Annotated in this window: 19 protein-coding genes and 1 pseudogene; 4 read left to right on the top strand and 16 right to left on the bottom strand. The window is 51.7% G+C overall.

What is annotated here, in order from left to right; translation table 11 throughout:
- Position 1: 1 nt before the first annotated feature.
- From serS to OEW58_01325, 6 genes are all read right to left on the bottom strand, one after another.
- The gene (serS, locus tag OEW58_01350) at positions 2–1,279 is read right to left on the bottom strand and encodes a serine--tRNA ligase (protein ID MDH5299991.1); all 1,278 of its coding nucleotides are present in this window, start codon (positions 1,277–1,279) and stop codon (positions 2–4) included.
- 15 nt (positions 1,280–1,294) lie between these two features.
- Complete coding sequence (crcB, locus tag OEW58_01345) at positions 1,295–1,672, bottom strand: fluoride efflux transporter CrcB (protein ID MDH5299990.1); 378 nt, start codon at positions 1,670–1,672, stop codon at positions 1,295–1,297.
- Between the two features lie 69 nt (positions 1,673–1,741).
- Complete coding sequence (locus OEW58_01340) at positions 1,742–3,067, bottom strand: replication-associated recombination protein A (protein MDH5299989.1); 1,326 nt, start codon at positions 3,065–3,067, stop codon at positions 1,742–1,744.
- Positions 3,068–3,694, bottom strand: coding sequence for an outer membrane lipoprotein chaperone LolA (gene lolA, locus OEW58_01335; protein ID MDH5299988.1), 627 nt, complete (start codon positions 3,692–3,694; stop codon positions 3,068–3,070).
- Positions 3,695–3,746: 52 nt separating this feature from the next.
- Positions 3,747–4,109 carry a cupredoxin domain-containing protein gene (locus OEW58_01330; GenBank protein ID MDH5299987.1) on the bottom strand — a complete coding sequence of 121 codons (363 nt, stop codon included), beginning with the start codon at positions 4,107–4,109 and terminating at the stop codon, positions 3,747–3,749.
- Positions 4,106–6,340 carry a heavy metal translocating P-type ATPase gene (locus tag OEW58_01325; protein ID MDH5299986.1) on the bottom strand — a complete coding sequence of 745 codons (2,235 nt, stop codon included), beginning with the start codon at positions 6,338–6,340 and terminating at the stop codon, positions 4,106–4,108. Before OEW58_01325 ends, OEW58_01330 begins: the two co-directional genes overlap by 4 nt.
- A gap of 167 nt (positions 6,341–6,507) precedes the next feature.
- On the opposite strand from OEW58_01325, the gene OEW58_01320 reads away from it, so the two are divergent.
- On the top strand, positions 6,508–7,221 hold the full coding sequence (locus tag OEW58_01320) for a hypothetical protein (protein MDH5299985.1): 714 nt from the start codon (positions 6,508–6,510) through the stop codon (positions 7,219–7,221).
- Here the strand turns inward: OEW58_01320 and OEW58_01315 are convergent.
- From OEW58_01315 to ald, 6 genes and pseudogenes are all read right to left on the bottom strand, one after another.
- Positions 7,189–7,944 (bottom strand): adenosylcobinamide-GDP ribazoletransferase, encoded by a 756-nt coding sequence (locus OEW58_01315; GenBank protein ID MDH5299984.1) that lies wholly within the window; start codon positions 7,942–7,944, stop codon positions 7,189–7,191. The two genes, OEW58_01320 and OEW58_01315, sit on opposite strands and share 33 nt — an antisense overlap.
- A complete protein-coding gene (locus OEW58_01310) occupies positions 7,938–8,546 on the bottom strand; it encodes an alpha-ribazole phosphatase family protein (protein ID MDH5299983.1) in 609 nt (202 codons plus the stop codon). The genes OEW58_01315 and OEW58_01310 overlap by 7 nt, the downstream gene beginning before the upstream one ends.
- 94 nt (positions 8,547–8,640) lie before the next feature.
- Complete coding sequence (gene lexA, locus OEW58_01305; protein MDH5299982.1) at positions 8,641–9,246, bottom strand: transcriptional repressor LexA; 606 nt, start codon at positions 9,244–9,246, stop codon at positions 8,641–8,643.
- Positions 9,247–9,316: 70 nt separating this feature from the next.
- Complete coding sequence (locus tag OEW58_01300) at positions 9,317–10,834, bottom strand: DNA translocase FtsK (protein ID MDH5299981.1); 1,518 nt, start codon at positions 10,832–10,834, stop codon at positions 9,317–9,319.
- A gap of 207 nt (positions 10,835–11,041) precedes the next feature.
- Positions 11,042–11,542 (bottom strand): annotated as a pseudogene (locus OEW58_01295) (DNA translocase FtsK 4TM domain-containing protein).
- A gap of 98 nt (positions 11,543–11,640) precedes the next feature.
- Positions 11,641–12,711, bottom strand: coding sequence for an alanine dehydrogenase (gene ald, locus OEW58_01290; protein MDH5299980.1), 1,071 nt, complete (start codon positions 12,709–12,711; stop codon positions 11,641–11,643).
- A gap of 103 nt (positions 12,712–12,814) precedes the next feature.
- On the opposite strand from ald, the gene trxB reads away from it, so the two are divergent.
- The 3 genes from trxB to OEW58_01275 are packed head-to-tail and all read left to right on the top strand — an operon-like array spanning position 12,815 to position 15,220.
- The gene (trxB, locus tag OEW58_01285; protein MDH5299979.1) at positions 12,815–13,780 is read left to right on the top strand and encodes a thioredoxin-disulfide reductase; all 966 of its coding nucleotides are present in this window, start codon (positions 12,815–12,817) and stop codon (positions 13,778–13,780) included.
- 37 nt (positions 13,781–13,817) lie between these two features.
- Complete coding sequence (gene aat, locus OEW58_01280; protein ID MDH5299978.1) at positions 13,818–14,522, top strand: leucyl/phenylalanyl-tRNA--protein transferase; 705 nt, start codon at positions 13,818–13,820, stop codon at positions 14,520–14,522.
- Positions 14,519–15,220: an arginyltransferase gene (locus OEW58_01275; GenBank protein ID MDH5299977.1), complete on the top strand. Its 702-nt coding sequence runs from the start codon at positions 14,519–14,521 to the stop codon at positions 15,218–15,220. The genes aat and OEW58_01275 overlap by 4 nt, the downstream gene beginning before the upstream one ends.
- On the opposite strand, the gene mnmC is transcribed toward OEW58_01275, so the two are convergent.
- From mnmC to htpG, 4 genes are all read right to left on the bottom strand, one after another.
- The gene (mnmC, locus tag OEW58_01270; GenBank protein ID MDH5299976.1) at positions 15,217–17,163 is read right to left on the bottom strand and encodes a bifunctional tRNA (5-methylaminomethyl-2-thiouridine)(34)-methyltransferase MnmD/FAD-dependent 5-carboxymethylaminomethyl-2-thiouridine(34) oxidoreductase MnmC; all 1,947 of its coding nucleotides are present in this window, start codon (positions 17,161–17,163) and stop codon (positions 15,217–15,219) included. The two genes, OEW58_01275 and mnmC, sit on opposite strands and share 4 nt — an antisense overlap.
- Positions 17,164–17,238: 75 nt before the next feature.
- Complete coding sequence (locus OEW58_01265; GenBank protein MDH5299975.1) at positions 17,239–17,952, bottom strand: response regulator transcription factor; 714 nt, start codon at positions 17,950–17,952, stop codon at positions 17,239–17,241.
- A gap of 1,103 nt (positions 17,953–19,055) precedes the next feature.
- Complete coding sequence (locus OEW58_01260) at positions 19,056–19,301, bottom strand: YcgL domain-containing protein (protein MDH5299974.1); 246 nt, start codon at positions 19,299–19,301, stop codon at positions 19,056–19,058.
- 314 nt (positions 19,302–19,615) lie between these two features.
- Positions 19,616–21,499, bottom strand: a complete 1,884-nt coding sequence (htpG, locus tag OEW58_01255) for a molecular chaperone HtpG (GenBank protein MDH5299973.1) — start codon at positions 21,497–21,499, stop codon at positions 19,616–19,618.
- Positions 21,500–21,577 lie beyond the last annotated feature (78 nt).

Genomic DNA, 21,577 nt, shown 5'->3' with positions numbered 1-21,577 from the left:
TCTAGCGACGGATGATTTCCAATCCGCCCATGTAGGGCTGCAGCGCCGATGGTACAGCCACGCTGCCATCGGCCTGTTGGTAATTTTCCAGAATCGCCACCAACGTACGCCCTACCGCCAAACCTGAACCATTGAGGGTGTGCACCAGTTCTGGTTTCTTCGCGCCTTGCGGACGATAACGCGCCATCATGCGACGTGCCTGAAAGTCTTCAAAATTACTGCAGGACGAAATTTCGCGGTAAGTGTTTTGCGCCGGCAGCCACACTTCCAGATCGTAGGTTTTGGCGGAAGAAAAACCCATATCGCCAGTACACAATGCAATAGTACGGAACGGCAAATCCAAGCGTTTGAGTACAGCCTCGGCATGACCGGTCAGTTCTTCCAGCGCGCGATAGGAATCTTCCGGACGAACAATTTGCACCAGCTCGACTTTTTCAAACTGATGCTGGCGAATCATGCCACGCGTATCGCGGCCGTATGAACCTGCTTCACTGCGGAAACACGGTGTGTGCGCCACAAATTTGCGTGGCAATACGTCATCGTCCATGATGGTGTCGCGCACAATATTAGTGACGGGTACTTCAGCCGTGGGGATCAAATAATATTGATTCTCGTGATACAGCTTGAACAAATCGGCTTCAAATTTTGGCAACTGGCCCGTACCGCGCAGGCTGTCGGCATTGACGATATAAGGCACGTAGGTTTCGGTATAGCCGTGCTCGCCGGTGTGCATGTCCAGCATGAACTGAATCAACGCGCGGTGCATACGTGCAACCGCACCAGTCATCACCGCAAAGCGTGAACCGGTAATTTTTGCGGCAGTTTCAAAATCCAGTTGCTTGAGTCCTTCACCAACGTCGACATGATCCTTGGCGGTAAAATCAAAAGCCCGTGGTGTACCCCAGCGACGAACTTCGACATTGTCAGATTCCGATTTGCCTTTGGGCACTGACGCGTGCGGCACATTGGGAATGGTGGAAAGCAATTCGTTCAGTTCATTTTGCAAATCAGCAAGACGGGTTTCCTGCTGTTTCATTCTATCGCCCAAGCCGGCGACTTCATCCATCAGCGATTGAACATCCTCGCCCTTGGCTTTAGCCTGACCAATTTGTTTGGACTTGGAATTACGTGTGGCTTGCAGTTCTTCGGTGGATTGCTGCAAGGTGCGGCGTTCATTTTCCAGCGCCTGGAATTTTCCGCTATCCAGTACAAAACCACGCTCGGCCAACTGGCTGGCAATCGTTTCAAGGTCGGTTCTTAATTTTTTTACATCCAGCATTTTATCTCACTCGCATTAGGACCATTGTCTGGCCAACCAAACGCCTATCCAGGCAGCCAGCACACACAAAACAACATTCAGGATAATATTACTCACGCCCTTAAAATATTCGCCGTTGAGTAATAAATTCAGGGTTTCCATGGAAAACGTGGAAAAGGTCGTAAACGCCCCCAGAAAACCAATCATTAAAAATGCACGCCACTCGGCAGCAACGTTAATTCGTTCCAGTAACAGCACGTACAGCACGCCAAACACGAATGATCCTAGAACATTGACGGTCAGCGTTCCATACGGAAAGCCTTTGCCCAGCCAAGCGTGAATGCCCTGCGATGCCAGATAGCGGGCAACAGACCCAAGCGCGCCGCCCAGTGCAATGGCTAACAGATGTCCCATGAGAGATTCCCATGTTGGTGCCGTGGAATGGGGGGATGATAGCGACAGCCTCCCCGTTTCGCAAATACCCTAGCCACGCGATTCCTCATCCCAGCGGCGCAGTTGCGCCAGACGCTCGCGGATTTTGCCCTCAAAACCACGCTCCGTTGGCGCGTAATAGTGACGACGCGGCAGATTTTCCGGAAAATAATGCTCACCGGCGGCATACGCATGAGGCTCGTCATGTGCGTATCGGTAGTGTTTGCCATAGCCCAGCTCGGCCATTAATTTGGTTGGTGCGTTGCGCAAATGGATCGGCACTTCCAGCGAACTGCTGGATTTGACATCATTCATGGCGGCTTTGTAAGCCATATACACAGCGTTGCTTTTGGGAACCGAGGCCAGATACAGCACGGCTTGCGCGATGGCCAATTCGCCCTCGGGACTTCCCAACCGCTCCACCACGTCCCATGCGTTCAGCGCCAGTTGCAAAGCTCGAGGATCGGCATTGCCAATGTCCTCGCTGGCCATGCGGACCACTCGACGGGCAATGTACAGCGGATCGCAACCGCCATCCAGCATGCGGCAATACCAATACAGCGACGCATCCGGGTCTGAGCCACGCACGGATTTGTGCAGCGCAGAAATCTGATCGTAAAACGCCTCGCCACCCTTGTCGAAACGCCGCAACGCACCACCACGCAATACGTCTGTCAACAGTTCACTGCTGACTTCACCGCCTTCAGCCAGATCAGCCAGAATCTCGACAAAATTCAGTGCGCGACGTGCATCACCATCCATCGCATTGGCCAACTGATCACGTAACTCGGCAGGAAAATTCCAGTCGAGTTGCCCCAAGCCTTTTTCGCTGTCAGAAATGGCGCGATCAATCACCGCGCGGATGTCGGTCGCTGCCAGCGATTTGAGCACATAGGTTCGGGCGCGAGACAGCAATGCGTTGTTCAATTCAAACGAGGGATTCTCGGTGGTTGCACCAATGAAAACAAACGTCCCGTCTTCGATGAACGGCAAAAAAGCATCTTGCTGTGATTTGTTGAAACGATGTACCTCGTCCACAAACAGCACCGTGTTGCGGCCTTGCTCATTGCGTAGCGTTTTGGCCTGCTCTACAGCCTGCCGGATTTCTTTGACGCCGGACAGCACCGCCGAAATAGTGATGAACTCAGCATCCACTTTGTTCGCGATCATTCGCGCCAGCGTGGTTTTGCCGGTGCCCGGCGGTCCCCAGAAAATCATCGAGTGCAGATGACCTGATTCCAGCGCCTGGCGCAACGGTTTTCCGGGAGACAAAATGTGTTGCTGGCCACAAAACTCTTCCAGTGTATGTGGCCGCATGCGGTCAGCCAGCGGCCGAAACGCGCGCTCTGCCGACTGGAACAGCGAGTCTTGCCGCATTTAGTCGTCGCTCTCGAACACGTCTACCCCTTTGGGTGGCGTGAAATTAAACAGCGTTTTAGGCAAGGGCAAATTGCGCAAACTATTGGTGAAACTCAGCTCGGTGGTTTGGCCAAGGTTGTCTTCCAGGGTCATTCGCACCAGTTTGTCTGATTTGAACCCCATGCGAATCGACGTGAAACTGGTATCGCCACCTTTGGGGATCAGTTCAAACCAGCTTAAATCGTCATCACCCATGAATGAGGTGACGTCGAAGCTCTGATCAATGTCGTAATCGGCACTGAGTAGCATCGCAGGGGTTTGACTCAGCGAGCGGGTTACCCGTTTGACCGTCACTTGCTCCAGATCATGGTCGTAAATCCAGATCTTTTTGCCGTCCGAGACAATCTGCTGCTGATACGGTTGGACATAATCCCAGCGGAATTTACCGGGGCGCTGAATGAACAGTTTGCCTTTGGCCTGATTGACCGATCCCAGCTGTGAATTGCTAACCTTTTGCATGAAGTCAGCTTGGTAACTTTTCAGTCCAGCAAAAAAACTTTGCAGCGCGTCTGCACCGAACGCCAGCGACGTACTGGCGATAAACAAAGAAAAACTGGCAATGACGGTTTTGACTATATTGTGCATACAGAGAATCCGGTGCGTTAGAGGCTGAATATTGTACTCGAAAGTGGGCGTCTTATCTGGCGATAATCCGTCCTTGATACATGCCCATCTGACAGTTGAAGTGATATTCACCCGGCTGGGGCAGCACCAACTCAATGTGTTCGGCTTGTTGTAGCGATAAGGGTCTGGCGATGCCCAGCTCCTTAAAAATCACCTGTTCGGCACACGGTGACGGGTCTTTGCGCACGATCCGCAACACCACTGGCGTGTTGACGGCAACTTCCAGCAGCGCGGGATTAAACACGCCGTTGGCCATTTCTATCTCCACCACTTCCTTGGCGCGGGCTTTGTGGCCCTTGGGTTTGCTTAGCCAAAACCAGTACACCACCAAACCGATAAACAGCAGCGCGAGTCCATTGCCGATGATGGTTGTCATACCTGTGCCTCCTTGGGGGTAAACAGCCGCAGACGGTTAGCATTGGTGACCACCGTGACCGATGACATGGCCATCGCCGCTCCAGCAATCATTGGATCAAGCAGCATTCCGCTAAACGGGAACAACACCCCCGCTGCCACCGGTATGCCGATGCTGTTGTAGGCAAAGGCGCCCCACAGGTTTTGTTTGATGTTGCGCACCGTGGCTGAGGAAATCTCAATCGCGCTGGCCACGCCCTTGAGCGAACCTCCCATCAAGGTCACGTCGGCACTTTCCATCGCCACATCGGTGCCACTGCCGATGGCAAAGCCCACGTCCGCCTGCGCCAACGCGGGGGCGTCATTGATGCCATCCCCAACCATCGCGACAATGGTGCCGTTTTGCTGCAGTGCGGCAATTTTTTCTGCCTTGTGCTGCGGTAAAACCTGGGCAATGACTTCGTCGACCCCCACTTCTGCGGCCACGGCCTGGGCGGTACGCGGATGATCGCCTGTCAGCATCACGACTTTTTTCCCCATCCGCTGCAATTGGGCGATGGCGGCCTTGGAATCAGCCTTGACCGGGTCAGCGATGGCAAGTATGCCCCGAATCTGGCCGTCCACCGCCAGCATCACCGGGGTTTGGGCCTTTGCCGCACACTGTTCCACCAGCGAGGCCAATGGCGAAATATCAATATTGTTGGCTTGCATCAGGCGCTGATTGCCCAGCAGAATTTGCTGCTGATTAATCTGCGCGGAAACGCCCTGGCCACTGACGGCGACAAATCCCTGCACCGCGAACAAATCCAGCTGACGTTCTCTGGCGCCGGCAAGCACGGCCGCTGCCAGCGGATGTTCCGAGCCAGACTCCAGTGACGCCGCCAACTGCAAAACCTGCGATTCATCAGCCCCTGTTGCCGCATGAACGGCAATAAGCCTGGGCTTGCCCTCGGTAATGGTGCCGGTCTTATCCAGCACGACCACTTCAATTTGACTGGAACGCTGCAGAGCCTCGCCGTTGCGAATCAGCACGCCATATTCTGCTGCCTTGCCCACACCGACCATGATGGAAATCGGCGTAGCCAGCCCCAGCGCGCAAGGACAAGCAATGATCAGTACGGTCATGGTGGTCAGCAGCGTGTAATCGACAACCGGTTCCGGTCCCCAGTTAAACCAGACCAGGAATGTGAGGGCTGCGATGATGAGCACCACTGGCACAAACACGCTGGACACTTTGTCGGCGAGTCGACCAATGGACGGTTTGGAATTTTGTGCCTGTCTCACCATGCCGATAATTTGTGACAGCACGGTCTCTTGCCCAATCCGTTTGGCCTGAAACAGGAAACTGCCACTGACATTGAGCGAGCCGCCGGTCACGAAGTCGCCGAGTTTTTTTTCCACCGGAATGGGTTCGCCGGTCAGCATGGATTCGTCGACGCTGGAATGTCCGTCAATGATGATGCCGTCCACTGGGATTTTTTCGCCGGGACGGACGCGGATGGTTTCGTTCAGGCCGACCTCAGCGAGGGGGACATCCCGCTCCACACCATCGCGAATCACCCGAGCGGTTTTGGGTTGCAGGCCGATGAGGCGTTTGATGGCTTGGGAGGTCTTTCCCCTCGCCCGCATTTCAAGCGCAGAGCCAAGGTTTAAAAACGCGATGATGACCACCGCGGCTTCAAAATAAACATGACCGCCGTGTTCGCCGGCAATGGCAGGAAACGCCACCAGCAAGCTGGAATACAACCATGCCGTGCCCGTCCCCATCGCCACCAGCGTGTCCATGTTGGCGTTGTGGGCACGAAACGATTTGTAGGCGCCAATGAAAAAATGTTTGCCGGAATACCGCATGACTGCCAACGATAACAGCGCAATCACCGCCCACAGCGGACGGCTGCTGTCATCCAGCATGGGCAATATGCCAGTCATGCCAAACGCCATCAGCGGCAAGCCCACCACAAACGATACTAATGCCTGGCGTTTGAGTTTGCGGTAGTGCGCTAATTCCGCGGCTTCTTTTTCATCCAGGTCCTGCTCGCCACGCAGTTCGGCGGCGTCATAGCCCGCGTCGATCACCGCCTGTATCAGCGTTTTGGCGTCGGTATTTCCATGTACCAGTGCAGTATGATCGGCGAAGTTGACCTCGGCCTTTTCCACGCCTGCAACCTGGTGCAGCGCCTGCTCCACAGCAGAAACGCAACCAGCGCAACTCATGCCGCCGATGGATAGACGAATGCTCTGCAAATTGTTCACTAGGGGTTCACCTCATCTGGCATGAACTGGCCACTCCTTCTGCCCTGTTGGCAATTTTTAGTGCATGTGCTGGCCAAATTTTCATTGTTGCCCCACGTTTGATGGGTGGTTAAAAAATGGCCTAAAATCTGCTTCGAAATTGATCAACTGTTTACCAGGATCTGACCATGCAAGTACGAGCCACCGGACAACGTCACCTAACCCCCGGCAACGGAGTCAGCAAACGCACGGGCGCGGCCAAGTCTTCTTCAATTGACGGACAGGCGGCTGAAATTCATTTTAGCTTCGAGGCCACCTTGCTGTTTGAACTGATCAATCGTCATGGCGACATCAGTCAGCAACTGGAGCCTTGGTATTTTCCCGAAGCCTATCTGCACAATGCTGAGGCTGCCCTGGGCGTGGCCAGTAAAATTGTCCAGCAAGCACGTCAGGCGGGTGTGCAACTGGATTTAAATTTTGTCTTCAACGAGATGCGCCAGCTAAATCACATCCACTACAATCGGGACTACTATCAGGTTTTTTCCGCGCCTCTGGCACAGGCATTGGAGCAGCTATCCGCGGCTGAATTTGTTCCCGGACAATGGCTGGCGATCAGCGATAGGCAAATATTAAAATTGCTGCATCAATTCGCGGCGCAGCGTGCGCATCCTCTGGCGCATGTCGAAGATTTTGCGCTGTTGTATGCCATGAGCAAGCATCAGTCACAACAAAAATCCGATTCATCCATGCAGCTCAATGGCAACACCGCCAAATTCCTGGTGGAGCATCACCTTAGACTGATCGAACCCGACTTTGTGCCACTGTTGATCGATTTTTATAAAACCTATCGCGATCAAATTTCGCAGTGTCTAACCAATTCCCATGGAGAGCACCAGAATTAACACCGCGACTTCCACCATCTCCACCATGGCACCGGAGGTGTCTCCGGTAAAACCACCAATCCGGCGCATTCCCAGATAACGCCACAGTGCCATCACGCCTGCCGCTACCGCAATCACATAGATCAAATCGCCGCCAAACAGCAACATCAGAACCAATGCCGTCAAACTGGCCGCCAGCCAGGCATGGGACGAGTTCAAATCACGCACAAATACCGATGCCAACCCATCGTGCCGTACGTATGGCGCAGTCATGAACCACGGCAACAACAATGTACGCGCAATAATCGGTGGCAGAATCAACAGCCAGGGATTAATTTCCAGCACCGCATAAACCGCAGTGAATTTCAACAGGATGGTCAACACAACGGCCGAAATGGCCGTAGGGCCGGACGTGGGGTCTTTCATGATCTCCAGCGTGCGTTCCTTGCTGCCCTGCCCACCTATCCAGGCATCGGCGCTGTCGGCCAGGCCGTCGAGGTGCAGATTGCCGGTAATCCATACCCACACGGTGACAACCAGGGCGGCTTGCAGCATTTCAGAAAAACCGTTGAATACCCACTGGGACAACACCAGAATCAAGCCAATGACCAATCCAATCAGCGGAAACGCCAGGGTGGCTCGCGCAAAATTGCGACTTTCGCTACTGCCGGGAATCGGCGGTAACGGTATCCGCGTCAAAAACTGCAAGGCAATAAAAAAAGCAACCAACGGTGGATTTAGCATAACTTCCCCGCGTGAAAGCACAGGCGCATCAATGTTCCTTGATCATGATGGTCAATCTTGATCCGGCTGATGCCGGCATTGGGTACTTCAATTTTAAACATAGCCTCTAATGGCATATCCAGAACATGGCGCAATATCATGCGCATCATGCCAGCGTGGCCAACCATGAGTAAATGTTGCCCGGGGTATTGCGCTACGGCCTGATCAAATCCGGCGATGACTCGTTGGGCAAAATCCGGCAACGCTTCCGCACCTTCGGGACGATATCCCGCAGGATCTTGCCAAAAATTGATCAGCGCTTGTGGGTCTTCGGCCATGATTTCTTCTGCCGTTTTGCCTTCCCAAACGCCAAAGCCAATTTCAGTCAGGCGGCTATCCAGCTCCAGAGGCAACTGATGGCGCTGTGCTAATTCCTGGGCGAAATCGGCACAGCGGCTAAGACTTGAGGAAATGATTCTGTTCCAGGGGCAAGCGTCGCCCACGGCCGCCCGCATTTGTTTCCAGCCTTTGCCGCTCAGCGGATCATCGATTTGTCCGCGATATTTTTTACCCCCCACTGGTTCCCCGTGGCGGATGAGGTCAATCGTTGTGGTTACAGCCATCTAAAATTCCAACGCAAAAAATATGGATCCCATTGAGCATCCATGTCAACTCAGTTGCCGGAAATTAATGCCCGGCAACTGGATGCGAAGTGTATTACAAGCGGCTGCGAATAACACCTACTGCGATGCCTTCAATTTCAAAAGGTTCGCTGTTGAGGTCTACCTGAATAGTTTCAAAGTCTTCATTTTCGGGGTGCAAATAAACGATGTTGCCTTTTTTCTCGAAGCGCTTGACCGTCACTTCGTCGTGATTCACCCGGGCAACCACGATCTGGTTTTTCCGCACATCCGCCGTTTGATGCACCGCCAGCAGATCTCCGTCCAAAATTCCGGCATTTTTCATACTCATCCCCCGAACCTCCAACAGGAAATCCGCCTGCGGTGTAAACATATCAGCGGGAATGGTGTAGCGCTTTTCGATGTATTCTTCCGACAGGATAGGAAATCCGGCGGCGACCTTACCCACCAGCGGTACGCCTTCGGGTTCTTCAGACAGAATGCGAATGCCTCGCGACGCGCCGGGGACTAGGTCGATGTAACCTTTGCGCGCTAATGCACGCAAATGTTCCTCCGCCGCATTGGCGGAGCGAAAACCGAGATCTCTGGCGATTTCTGCGCGGGTGGGTGGAGATCCGGTCTCCTTCATGTACTCCTTGATGAGGTAGTAGATTTCCAATTGACGCGGCGTAAGTTTATCCATGATGACTGTACCTATATCCAGACCTGTTCATAGATACAGTATAAGCAATTTTGTCAGCTGTCAAACACCGTTATTGGCTGTGCTGTACCAACACTTCCCGCTGACCATTGTGGCTGGGGGCACTGACCAGTCCGGCCGCTTCCATGGCCTCGACTAATCGTGCGGCACGGTTGTAGCCAATTTTCAGCCGGCGCTGAACGTTGGAGATAGAAGCGCGACGCGATTCAAGCACAATCGCCACGGCGCGGTCGTACAGCGGATCACTTTCCGGATCGATATCGCCATCGGCTGCGCCACTTTCGCCGGGCACGCCATCCAGCACACCTTCGCCATTGAGAATGTCTTCGTTGTAGTTGGGACGACCACGTTTTTTCAGATCGGCAACCACGCGATGCACCTCGGCATCATCCACAAACGCGCCGTGCACACGGATGGGCACACTGGTGCCTGCCGGCACGTACAGCATGTCGCCATGGCCAAGCAGACTTTCCGCGCCCATTTGATCGATGATGGTGCGCGAATCAATTTTCGAGGATACCTGGAAGGATATCCGGGTGGGAATATTGGCCTTGATCAGACCGGTCAACACGTCTACCGATGGGCGCTGGGTTGCCAGAATCAGATGGATGCCGGCGGCACGGGCTTTTTGCGCCAGACGGGCGATGTATTCTTCCACCTTTTTGCCCACCACCATCATCATGTCCGCCAACTCGTCAACGATGATGACGATGTAGGGCAAATGCTCCAGCTCAGGCGCGGTCTCCCCTTCGGCCTCGGGTTTGAAAAACGGATCGAGAATCGGTTCGTTTTTGTCTTTGGCGTCTTTGAGTTTGCGATTAAAACCAGCAATGTTGCGCACGCCCATGGTCGCCATCAATTTGTAGCGACGTTCCATTTCCGCCACTGACCAGCGCAATGCGGTGGCGGCTTCGTTCATGTCGGTGACCACCGGGGTCAACAGGTGCGGAATTTCATCGTAAACCGATAACTCGAGCATCTTGGGATCAATCATGATCAGCCGTACATCGCTCGGCGAAGCGTTGTACAACAGGCTGAGTATCATGGCGTTTACTGCCACCGATTTGCCCGAGCCAGTCGTACCGGCCACCAACAGATGGGGCATTTTCGCCAGATCGGCAACTGCGGGCTGACCACTGATGTCCTTGCCCAGCCCCAGGGTCAGCGGCGAACCTGCCGAGCTGTACACCGGAGCGCGAAGAATTTCGACCAGTCGCACCATTTCGCGGTCTTCGTTGGGAATTTCCAGACCAATAACTGATTTTCCGGGGATAACATCCACGATGCGCACGCTGATCACTGACAGGCTGCGCGCCAGGTCTTTGGCCAGATTGCTGATCTGACTGACTTTGACCCCAGGGGCTGGCTGCATTTCATAGCGGGTAACCACCGGGCCGGGGTATACCGCGACCACGGTCACATCAATGTTGAAATCCTTGAGCTTTAACTCAACCAGACGGGCCATGGCCTCCAGCGATTCGGCGGACATTTTTCGGGTGTGCGGTACAGGCTCGTCGAGCAGTCCCAGCGAGGGCAAGGCAACATCGCCAGGTGCCTCAAACAGCACCATTTGCTTTTCTTTTTCCTCGCGTTCGGAGGTTTGGGGCGGTTTGGGTGCAGGAGTTTCGATTTTGGGCGGAGTGCGATCAGCGATTTTAATTTCCTGCTGTTGCACCAAGGTACGGCGCTGCTCCACAGCCTGTTTGGCAGCCTTGGCTTCTTTAGCGCGACTGCGAAAACGACTGTACTGAACCAGTATCTGCTGGCCGAGGGTTTCAGACAATTTCAACCAAGACAAACCACTGGCCAAACTGACGCCGGTCATCAGCAGCGCCAGCAAAATCAGTGTACTGCCCACGCCGCTGATGCTTGCGATCAGCACCTGGCTGACCAATGAACCAAGCACGCCCCCGGCGGCGGCAGGCATGGCACCTTCTGTCAGGTGGATGTGTTGCGACAGTAAGCCGGTGCCGGCAAACAACACCATGAGCGCCCCGGTCGTGCGAATGTATTTTGGCCACTTGCCCTGGTTTTCCGCCGGCCCTTTAAACGCCAGCCAGCCCGCTCCTGCCACCATCACTGGCAACAAAAATCCGAGGTAGCCAAACAGGAAAAATACAACATCGGCAAACCAAGCACCGAAAGCCCCGCCCATGTTGTGCGTTTCAGTCGAATTGGTACGGTGCGACCACGCGGGATCGGAAATGTCGTGGGTAACCAGCGCCACCAGCAAGTACAGGGCGACAGCCCCTAAAAGGATAAGCGCGGCCTCTCGCAGGCCGCGCTGGATATTCGCGTTGATAGGTACAACCCTTTCTAGAAAAACCTAATCAAATCCGATGGTAGCAGGTTAATCATCAAGCTGCATCACATCGGTCAACCTTGCCCCAAATCGTGTATCAACGCAGGATGAACCAATTTGCCTTTCTCGACGTTGATACCTGCCACCAGCGCGGGGTTTTTGCGCCACTGGCCTGCTGCCAATTCTAACACATACGGAATCAGGCTCGCCGACAAGGCTTGCGAAGACGAACGCGGCACCGCTCCCGGCATGTTGGTGACCGCGAAGTGAACCACGCCGTGCTCAACATAAGTTGGATTTTGGTAATTGGTTGGTCGCGTGGTTTCGACACAGCCGCCTTGATCCACTGAAATGTCGACAATGACGCTTCCCGGTGCCATTTGCTTCACCATCTCAGTGGTTACAATGTGAGGTGCACGATAGCCGGTGCGCAATACCGCACCCACCACCAGATCGGCACTGATGACTGCTTTGCGAATGGAATCCGGGTAGGGATAAAGCGCGGTTACGTTGGGACCGATCGCACGCATGGCTTCCAGGCGTTCACGTTTATGATCAAATACGGTCACCCTTGCGCCCATGCCGGCAGCCATGATGGTGGAATTACCGCCTGCCAGACCAGCACCCAACACTACCACATGACCACGCTCGGCAGCGGGTAATCCGCCCAGCAGCAGGCCCTTGCCACCGTGGGGTCGTTGTAGCAAATTGGCGCCAATTTGTACTGCCAGACGTCCGGCGATGTCACTCATTGGTGCCAGCAGTGGCAAACGACCCTGTTCTTCAACCGTTTCAAAAGCGACAGCGGTCAGCCCGATTTTTTGCAGGCTTCTGGCCAACGCTGGTTCTGCCGCCAGGTGCAGATAGCTAAACAACAGGTGGTGCGCCTTGAGTAGATCCAGCTCGGGCCCGATCGGCTCTTTAACCTTCACAATCATCTCGGCGGTGCCGTAGACAGCCTTGGCATCCGGCAATATTTTCACGCCGACATTGGTGTACTCTTTGTCGTCATAGCCACTCAGTTTTCCCGCATCCTTTTGCAAAAACACCTCATGACCGGCCTCGACCAGTGCCGCGCACGCCGCCGGCACCAAACCAACACGCGCTTCGAGCGTTTTAATCTCAGTAGGAATCCCGATTTTCATTTTCCTTCCTTTACCGTTGTGGTCAACTTGGTTAGTATTATCGGCAAAAATTTTTAATTACATTACCCGCTTGGGTAATTTCAGGTTCGGGAGTTTATGAGTAATGAGTTCTGCTACGCACAGTCGCTTGATCATCTTGGGTTCTGGCCCAGCCGGTTATACTGCCGCAGTTTACGCCGCGCGCGCCAACCTTAATCCCGTCCTGATTACTGGCTTGCAACAAGGTGGCCAGTTGATGACAACCACCGAGGTCGACAATTGGCCCGGCGATAACGAAGGCGTTATGGGCCCCGCGCTAATGGAGCGTATGCTCAAGCACGCTGAACGTTTTGACACCAAAGTGGTGTTTGATCACATCAATCAAGTAGATTTGCAGAATCGCCCCTTCACGCTCAAGGGCGATGCGGGCGTCTACACCTGCGATGCGCTGATCATCGCGACCGGCGCTTCCGCCCGCTATTTGGGTCTGCCTTCCGAAGAAAAATTCAAGGGCAAAGGCGTATCGGCCTGCGCCACGTGTGATGGCTTTTTCTACCGCAACCAACACGTAGCCGTGATTGGTGGTGGCAACACCGCCGTTGAAGAAGCGCTGTATTTGTCCAACATCGCCGCCAAGGTGACTGTCGTTCACCGCCGTGACAAATTTTCTTGCGAAAAAATCATGGCCGACAAACTGCTGGAAAAATCCCGCAACGGCAACATCGAAGTCAAATGGAACTCTACGCTGGATGAAGTTCTGGGCGACGCCTCCGGCGTGACCGGCATGCGCATCAAATCCACCAAAGATGGCAGCACCGAAGACATCAAACTGATGGGCGTGTTTGTGGCCATTGGTCACACACCTAACACCAGCCTGTTTGATGGCCAACTGGACATGCACCACGGTTATCTGAAAGTGAAAACCGGCCTGGAAGGCAACGCAACCCAGACCAGTATTCCTGGCGTGTTCGCTGCGGGCGACGTTGCGGATCACATCTATCGTCAAGCCATCACCTCTGCCGGTACCGGCTGTATGGCGGCATTGGATGCGGAACGCTACCTGGATGCTCTGGAAGAAAATAAAAAATAAAATGACATTGGCGCCGGGATAACCCGGCGCTTTTTTAATGACCAGGTTATCCATCCCCCTCTACTTAAAACCCAACGACCCCGTCGTTTTTCCCGATGTGGAATTGGCGATGACTGATCCAGACGGGTTATTGGCGGTTGGTGGCGATTTATCGCCACAGCGACTGATTGCGGCGTATCAGCAAGGTATATTCCCCTGGTTTTCTCATGACCAACCGATTCTGTGGTGGTCACCCAATCCACGACTGCTGCTTTTTCCGGAACGCCTGCATGTTTCGCGTTCGCTAAAAAAGTTTTGTCGCAGCAGCACATGGCAAATTACTTTTGACCAAGCCTTTGAGCACGTCATGCGTGCTTGCAGTGATCCCCGCGCCGGACAAAATGGCACCTGGATTACCGAAGATATGGTTAACGCCTATCTGCAATTGCATCAAATGGGAATCGCCCACTCCATCGAATGCTGGGATGAGGATGAGCTGATCGGCGGTCTTTACGGCGTTTGTTTAGGCAAAGTTTTCTTTGGCGAGTCGATGTTCAGTCGTCGCAGCAATGCATCGAAATTTGCGTTCGTGTCCTTTATTGAACAATTCAAGCAATGGGGCGGCAAGCTGGTGGATTGTCAGGTGACAACCAACCACCTATTGAGCCTGGGTGCAGAAAATGTTAGCCGACGAGAATTTTCCACACTGCTACACAAATGGTGTCGCCAACAAGCCTCGGTGTGGAACAGGTCTGGCGTATGACGGTACAACAATTAAAATTTTACGCCAGCGCCGAGCACAGTTGCGGCTATCTTCCGCATCGATCGTCGGTATCGTTGTTTGCCGATCCTGACGCGCAGCTAAACCCAAATATTTACAGTGTACTCATTGACCACGGTTTTCGCCGCAGCGGTGAGCACGTCTATCGTCCCTATTGTCCCGGCTGCGATGAATGCATCCCGTTACGCATTCCGCTTGCTCGATTTGAACCAAACCGCAATCAAAAACGCACCCTCAAACGCAATCAGGATTTACGGCTAAACGTTAGTTCTGCGCTGACAACTGAACATTTTGAGTTGTATCAGCGCTATATTTCATCGCGACATGCCGGTGGTGCAATGGACAAAACTGACGAAATACAATTTCGCCAATTCCTGACCAGCGATTGGTGCAACACGGTTTTTATCGAGACCTACCTGCAAGATAAATTAATTGCGGTAGCGGTGACGGATATTGTTCAACAGGGATGGTCAGCGTTTTATACTTTTTTTGATCCCGAACTCAGCCATGATAGAAGTTTGGGGCGTTACGCGATTCTAAGACAAGTTGAGCTGGCTCGCGCTGCTCAAAGTGAATATTTGTATCTAGGTTACTGGATCAAAGATTGCGCAAAAATGAACTACAAATCAGAATACCAGCCCCTTGAACAATTTCAGGGTGAGCGCTGGATTGATTTTTAATTGCGCGGCCCTTTCCGCAACTCTCTCACCCAAAATCGCGATGGATGCAACAGATGTTCAGTCGCCCTCGGCCAGATCGATTGCCCACAGGAAATTAGCTCCGCCAAATATAGCGCTGAAAAATACGCCGTAACCAGACCGCGTGAACCATGTGCAACATTCACGTACAAATTAGGCAGATAGCGGCTAGGTTCAAAATAGCGAGCGGTTTTACCCTGAGATATTGCAGCGAACTGTTGCATAAAATCGTTTACGTTCGCCAATGGTCCCACCAACGGCAAATGGTCGCGACTGGTAAATCGTTCTCCTACCCGATCTTGCCAATGATTGCCATCGGCCAATGACGCATCGACCAATTGCTGCCAGTGACCGCGTAAGGTTTGCCGATGTTTTTCTTGTGGATCAATGTTATTTAAATTATGTTCGTAACTTGCGCCTAAAACACAGTTGCCATCTACACCGGGGATAATATAGCCATTCGCGGAAACAGGCATCGACACCTGGGCATTGTCCGGCAAATACGCCAATTGCCCTAAATTTCGAAACAGTGGCAATTGCTCTCCCGCCGATAAACGCTCAATTCCGCTCGCATTGGCCAACACGATAGCATCGGCATGATGCTCACCCTGAGACGTGAACAGCGTCCAGCACTGAGGGTCATATTGTATTTCACGCACCTCAATATTGGTTTTAACCTGTAGTGATGAGGGTGAGGTTTCTATCAATTTATTGATCAACGATGAAGGTTGCAACCAACCTGCCTGTTCGCATAATTGCAGCGAAGTTGCGTCATCATGCGCAAGCCAGGGAAAATCTTGCTCTCGCATTTCGCGCAATACGCCAACTTCTTGCAACCACGCTGGCGAGTGTTCAAATCGGTTTTTGTCTGGGCGCAATAGTACACCCGTTTTATGCCACGATAGATCCGAAAACCGGGCTTTCAAATCATCAAGCCACTGCACTGTTTGCAGAAATGCGTGTAAGTAAAACATACCGATAACATCGGGCTGATTGGTCAGCTTGGGCAACACCAACCCAGCACGATTGCCAGAGCCCTGTGTGGCCAGACGATCGTACTGTTCAAACAAATGCACCTCAAATCCACGAAGACTCAACAGATGAGCCGTCGTTACACCAGCAATACCTCCGCCAACAACAATAATTTTTTTGTTAATCGGCAAAGGCGTGATTGGTCGGGCAAACCAAGGTGTATTCATCATAGAAGTCTGCGTATCAGCCAATTTCACGCCTGCAAGATTTTCACGTTTGCCGCCGAATCCAGCCGGTTTTCGCAACGAAAAATTATGCTGCTGCAATCCACGTCGCACTGTTCCCGCAACGGTAAAACTCGCAACGCTTGTGCCTTCCTTGCTCAGTCGACCAATTTGGGCAAACAAAGCATCTGACCACATGCGTGGATTTTTCCCCGGCGCGAAGCCATCTAAAAACCAGGCATCTACGGCAACATCCATCTGCTCATACATGTCAGCGGCATCACCTAACCCAAGCATCAAAGTCACTTGTCCGTCGAACATTAGCAAACACTGCCAACCATTGACGTGAACCGTTGGATACACGCGCAGCAGCTCATCCGCAAAACGGGCTAGCTCAGGACGATGGGCGACCGCTCGTTTTAAGTCGTGAAAACTCAATGGGTGAAGTTCGACTGACAGATAGGTCAAGCGTTTCGTTGATGGAAAATCTTGGGAAAACCATGCTTCTAGGGTGGCGAGGAAATTCAGTCCAGTACCGAAGCCGGTTTCAGCAATACAAAAATGACCACTTCGATGCCAGCGTGATGGCAGTTCGCTGTTGTGAATAAAAATGTGCCGACTTTCCTCTAGGCCATTGCTTCGCGAAAAATAGATATCGCCATAGGCCTCGGAAAAAGGTTCACCGTCCTGCCAGGTCAATGTCGGTTGACTGATCTGATGCTGTGCCATCGAAGTTCTTACTGTGGAAAAACAAACAGCGGCCTTTCCAAGCCGCTGTTTGGCATTGTACGTTGTGTCGTGAAACTACGCTTGTTTGCTTACTACTTCCGGGGTGCGTATTTTCTCCAAGCGATAACCGTGATTATATATCCCCGTCAAACGCAAACCATCCTCGCCATTCAGGCCCAGTTTCTTGCGCAGCCGGCTGATGTGAATATCCACCGTACGGGTTTTTAAATCAGCACTGGTATCCCATACTGTCTTCATAATCTCGGTGCGTTCGGTGATTTCACCAATACGGCTGAAAAGGTGCCAGGCGAGATCAAATTCTTTTTGAGTCAACCCGATGACCTCATTCTTCCAGCGGAACGTGCGTGTGTCTCGGTCAAGCTCGTAATTTCCGTATTCAATTTTTTGTACTTCAGGCTGGACCTTGCTGATGCGACGATACAATGCTTCAACCCGTGCGAGCAATTCCGGCTCTTTCACCGGCTTGATCATGTAATCATCTGCCCCAGCACGCAATGCTGTCACGATGTCTTCTTGACTGTCTCGCTGGGTTACGAAAATGATTGGAACATCCCAGCCCTTTTCTTTACGGACCCATTCCATGACTTTGTCTCCGGACATACCCGGCAATACCCAATCAAGAATGTACAGGTGATAATCCTCACGCTTTATGCGCTCGAGCAGTGCTTCACCGGTTTCAAACAAGTCACATTCGAGATCTGCTCCCTCCAACCAAAGCTGCATCAACTGGCCCTGATAGGCATCATCTTCAAGCAGTGCAATTTTCACGCGTCTGTCCTTAAAATTAATGGTGAGCTATCTGAATTCCTGGCTCCAAACGGCTCATATTTTCCAGTGGAACCGTCAATTTTCAAACGTACATCGTTAACATTTTAGAAGAGTTTTAACCGATCACACTGACCTAACTCTATCACATCAGCCGTTTGCATCAACATCGTAACTTATTGAGTTTTACCAGAACATTATTCCCAATAGCATACTAAGTCACGCCTTAAGCCCATCTAAGGCTCGTGGCTTCATCAATATAAACCTGCAGGCACATTCTGTTCCGAATTGCACAAATTTATCGACGAAATAGTTTTTTATAAACCATTTTATTTACAAGGTAGATAGTTAAAATCCGTCTGCAGTTCAGATTTCCCTATGAAATTAATAAGTTATTCTTTTACTCCAATAAATCAACCAGTTGGATAATAATTACACACATTAATGCAATGGTTATTCCTGACTAAAAAACTATTGCATTATGTTTTTATTTTTTGGTAATGTTGGGCCGCGCACCCATTCACACCGTTGCGCAACTGGGCATAATAAAAAACAGGGGAACTGCAATGAGCAAAACTGACAACCACATTATGAAACATGACCTGCTGTACGTTGCATACTTGACAATCATGTGTGCTGTGCTGGGCATCGTAGGCGTAAGCTTGGCCTAATTGCCTGCAAGCTCTGGTCTCGTTGGTTTGTTTGCCAGGTAAACAAGCGAAATCACCGGACATGTGAGCGAAATTAAAGGGAGGAGGATATCCTCCTCCCTTTGCAGATACCGCCCCCAACCAATCCCCGCCTCTAATAGCGATAGATTTCTTTTATCGTTAACCCATAAACATTCTATGGGATTGCTATTGATTTCTTGGTGCCACGTCCGCTACTTTTATGGTTGCTTGCTTACCTGGCAAACAAACCAACAAGAAACAATAATGTGGAGAAAATGAGATGGCACAAAGACGCGATATTTCCAGTGATGACTCAGTTTACGTGTTCTTCCTGTTTGGCTTTTGCATGGCGCTGATGTTTGTCGGCATGTCCTTGGCCTGATTTTTTACCGCAGACCATGCTAAAGGGGGCGATTACATCGCCCCCTTTCTGTTTTACGGTTGCAACCTTTCGGGAGGCAGCTGTAAATGGAATCCTTGCTTTTTTATATTGGCTAATACTTCTGTTGCCGGTGCCCTAGCTAGCTTCTTTTCTGGATAAATATCCAAAACCATTGCTAATTCCAATATACCCAAGATGGGTTTCAGTGTTGGCGGCAGCACTTCTTCAAGCTTCGCATCGCTGTCAATAAAAACGTAAGTGTCTGGTTTTTTTAGGCTTTTATAAATATTACATTGCATGTGATATTAAAACTTGCGTCGATTTGGGACATTCTATAAGGTTATGGGCCTGTGGGCGTACTGAGAGGTACCCCATGGGCGCGTATTATACATGCGTTTGAGTTCGATTCATTCCCTTGGCGGTTTGAATACAGAAGTTTTGTATTTTAGAGAGGAGAAGTACTCGTGAGTAATGCTGGCGTTGCAATTACGTTGTTTGTTCTATCCGTACTGTTGTTTGCAATTCTACCGTTGGCTTCAGTATAACGCAGTTCCTTTCAAGAGGGGTTGTATGAAAAAGGGCGCTTTTAGCGCCCTTTTTGATTTCACGTTTATTACGCGGTCGCATTGACCAGTAACAGGTTTAGTCGACTGACGAAACTGGTCGGGTCTTCCAACTGACCACCCTCGGCAAGAATCGCCTGATCGAACAAAATCTGCGCCCAGTCACCGAATTGACTTTCGTCGCTCATCGAATCCAGCCGCAAAATAAGCGGGTGAGTCGGATTGACTTCCAGGGTGGGCAAACTTGTTGGAACTGCATGCCCTGCTGCCTTGAGCATTCGCTGCAGATTCGCCGCCATGTCCTGTTCCTGTACCACCAAGCAGGTCGGCGAGTTGGTCAAACGATGCGTTACACGAACTTCCTTGACCTTGTCTCCCAAAGCCGTTTGAAGACGTTTAACAACACTTTCTGCTTGCTTGGCCTCTTTTTCGTGCTGAGCCTTCTCTGCTTCATCCTCCAGCTTGCCCAAATCTAGGTCGCCTTTGGCAACGGACTGGAATGACTTGCCTTCAAATTCGGTCAGGTAGCTCATCAGCCACTCGTCGACGCGATCCGACATCAACAACACTTCCAGCCCTTTTTTGCGGAAAACTTCCAAGTGAGGACTGTTTTTCGCCGCTGCGTAACTGTCGGCTGTGATGTAGTAAATCTTGTCCTGCCCCTCTTTCATCCGTCCGAGGTAATCAGCCAAACTCACAGTCTGTTCTTCGCTGCCACTTTGGGTAGACGCAAAACGCAGCAACTTGGCAATTCGGTCACGGCTGCTTGGGTCCTCTGCAGGCCCTTCTTTCAAGACATTGCCAAATTCTTTCCAGAAACTGGCGTATTTTTCCGCGTCGCTCTGGCTAAGTGTTTCCAACAGGCCCAACACTTTTTTCACCGACGCGCCACGAATGGCATCAATATTTTTATTGCGTTGCAGAATTTCCCGCGATACGTTCAGCGGTAAATCATCCGAGTCAACCAGACCGCGCACAAAGCGCAAATACGCCGGCATGAGGTGCTCGCTTTCATCCATGATGAAAACGCGTTTGACGTAAAGTTTAATGCCCTTGCGTTGTTCTCTATCCCACAAATCAAAGGGCGCATGCTCCGGAATATAAAACAATGAGCTGTAGCTCTGATTGCCTTCGACATGGGTGTGAACATGCGCCAAGGGATCTTCATAATCGTGGGATAAATGTTTGTAGAACTCGTTGTAATCCGCTTCAGAAATATCGGATTTTGCTCGTTTCCACAGTGCGGATGCCTGGTTTACGGTTTCTGTGCCGGCCTCATCGCCTTGCTTGTCCATGGTGATGGGCAATGAAATGTGGTCGGAATAACGGCGAATAATACTGCGTACCCGGTAGGACTCAAGGAATTCATCGTCATCTGCGCGCAAATGCAAAACAATCTCGGTACCGCGCGTCGCCTTTTCGATGGTTTGTAAGGTATAGTCGCCCTCACCGCTGGACTCCCATTCAACGCCGTGCTCAATTCCCATTCCCGCACGGCGCGTACGCAGCGTCACCTTGTCGGCAACAATAAATGCAGAATAAAAACCAACGCCAAACTGGCCAATCAGTTGGGCGTCTTTGGCTTGATCGCCGCTCAGTGCATCAAAAAATTGTTTGGTTCCGGACTTGGCAATGGTGCCGATATTATCAATCACCTCTTCGCGACTCATGCCAATACCGTTGTCACGAATGGTCAGGGTGCGAGCATCTTTGTCGATACCTACATAAATTCCCAGATCAGAATCATTTTCATACAATGCCTGATCTTTCAAGCCTTCAAAGCGAAGCTTGTCGCAGGCATCGGAAGCATTGGAAATCAATTCGCGGAGGAAGATTTCCTTGTTTGAATACAGCGAATGAATCATCAGCTTGAGCAGCTGTTTGACCTCGGTCTGGAAACCCAAGGTTTCTTTTTGTGCTTGTGCGGTTGTCACCACCACCACTCCTCTGTTGTTTTGACTGATACAGCCGGTTATGGGGGCATGGATGAAAAATTCAAGACCATAGACATA

Source organism: Gammaproteobacteria bacterium (genome assembly GCA_029884425.1).
Classification (GTDB): domain Bacteria; phylum Pseudomonadota; class Gammaproteobacteria; order S012-40; family S012-40; genus JAOUHV01.
The sequence above is the reverse complement of the archived record's forward strand: the minus strand, read 5'-3'. Positions and strand labels throughout refer to the sequence as shown.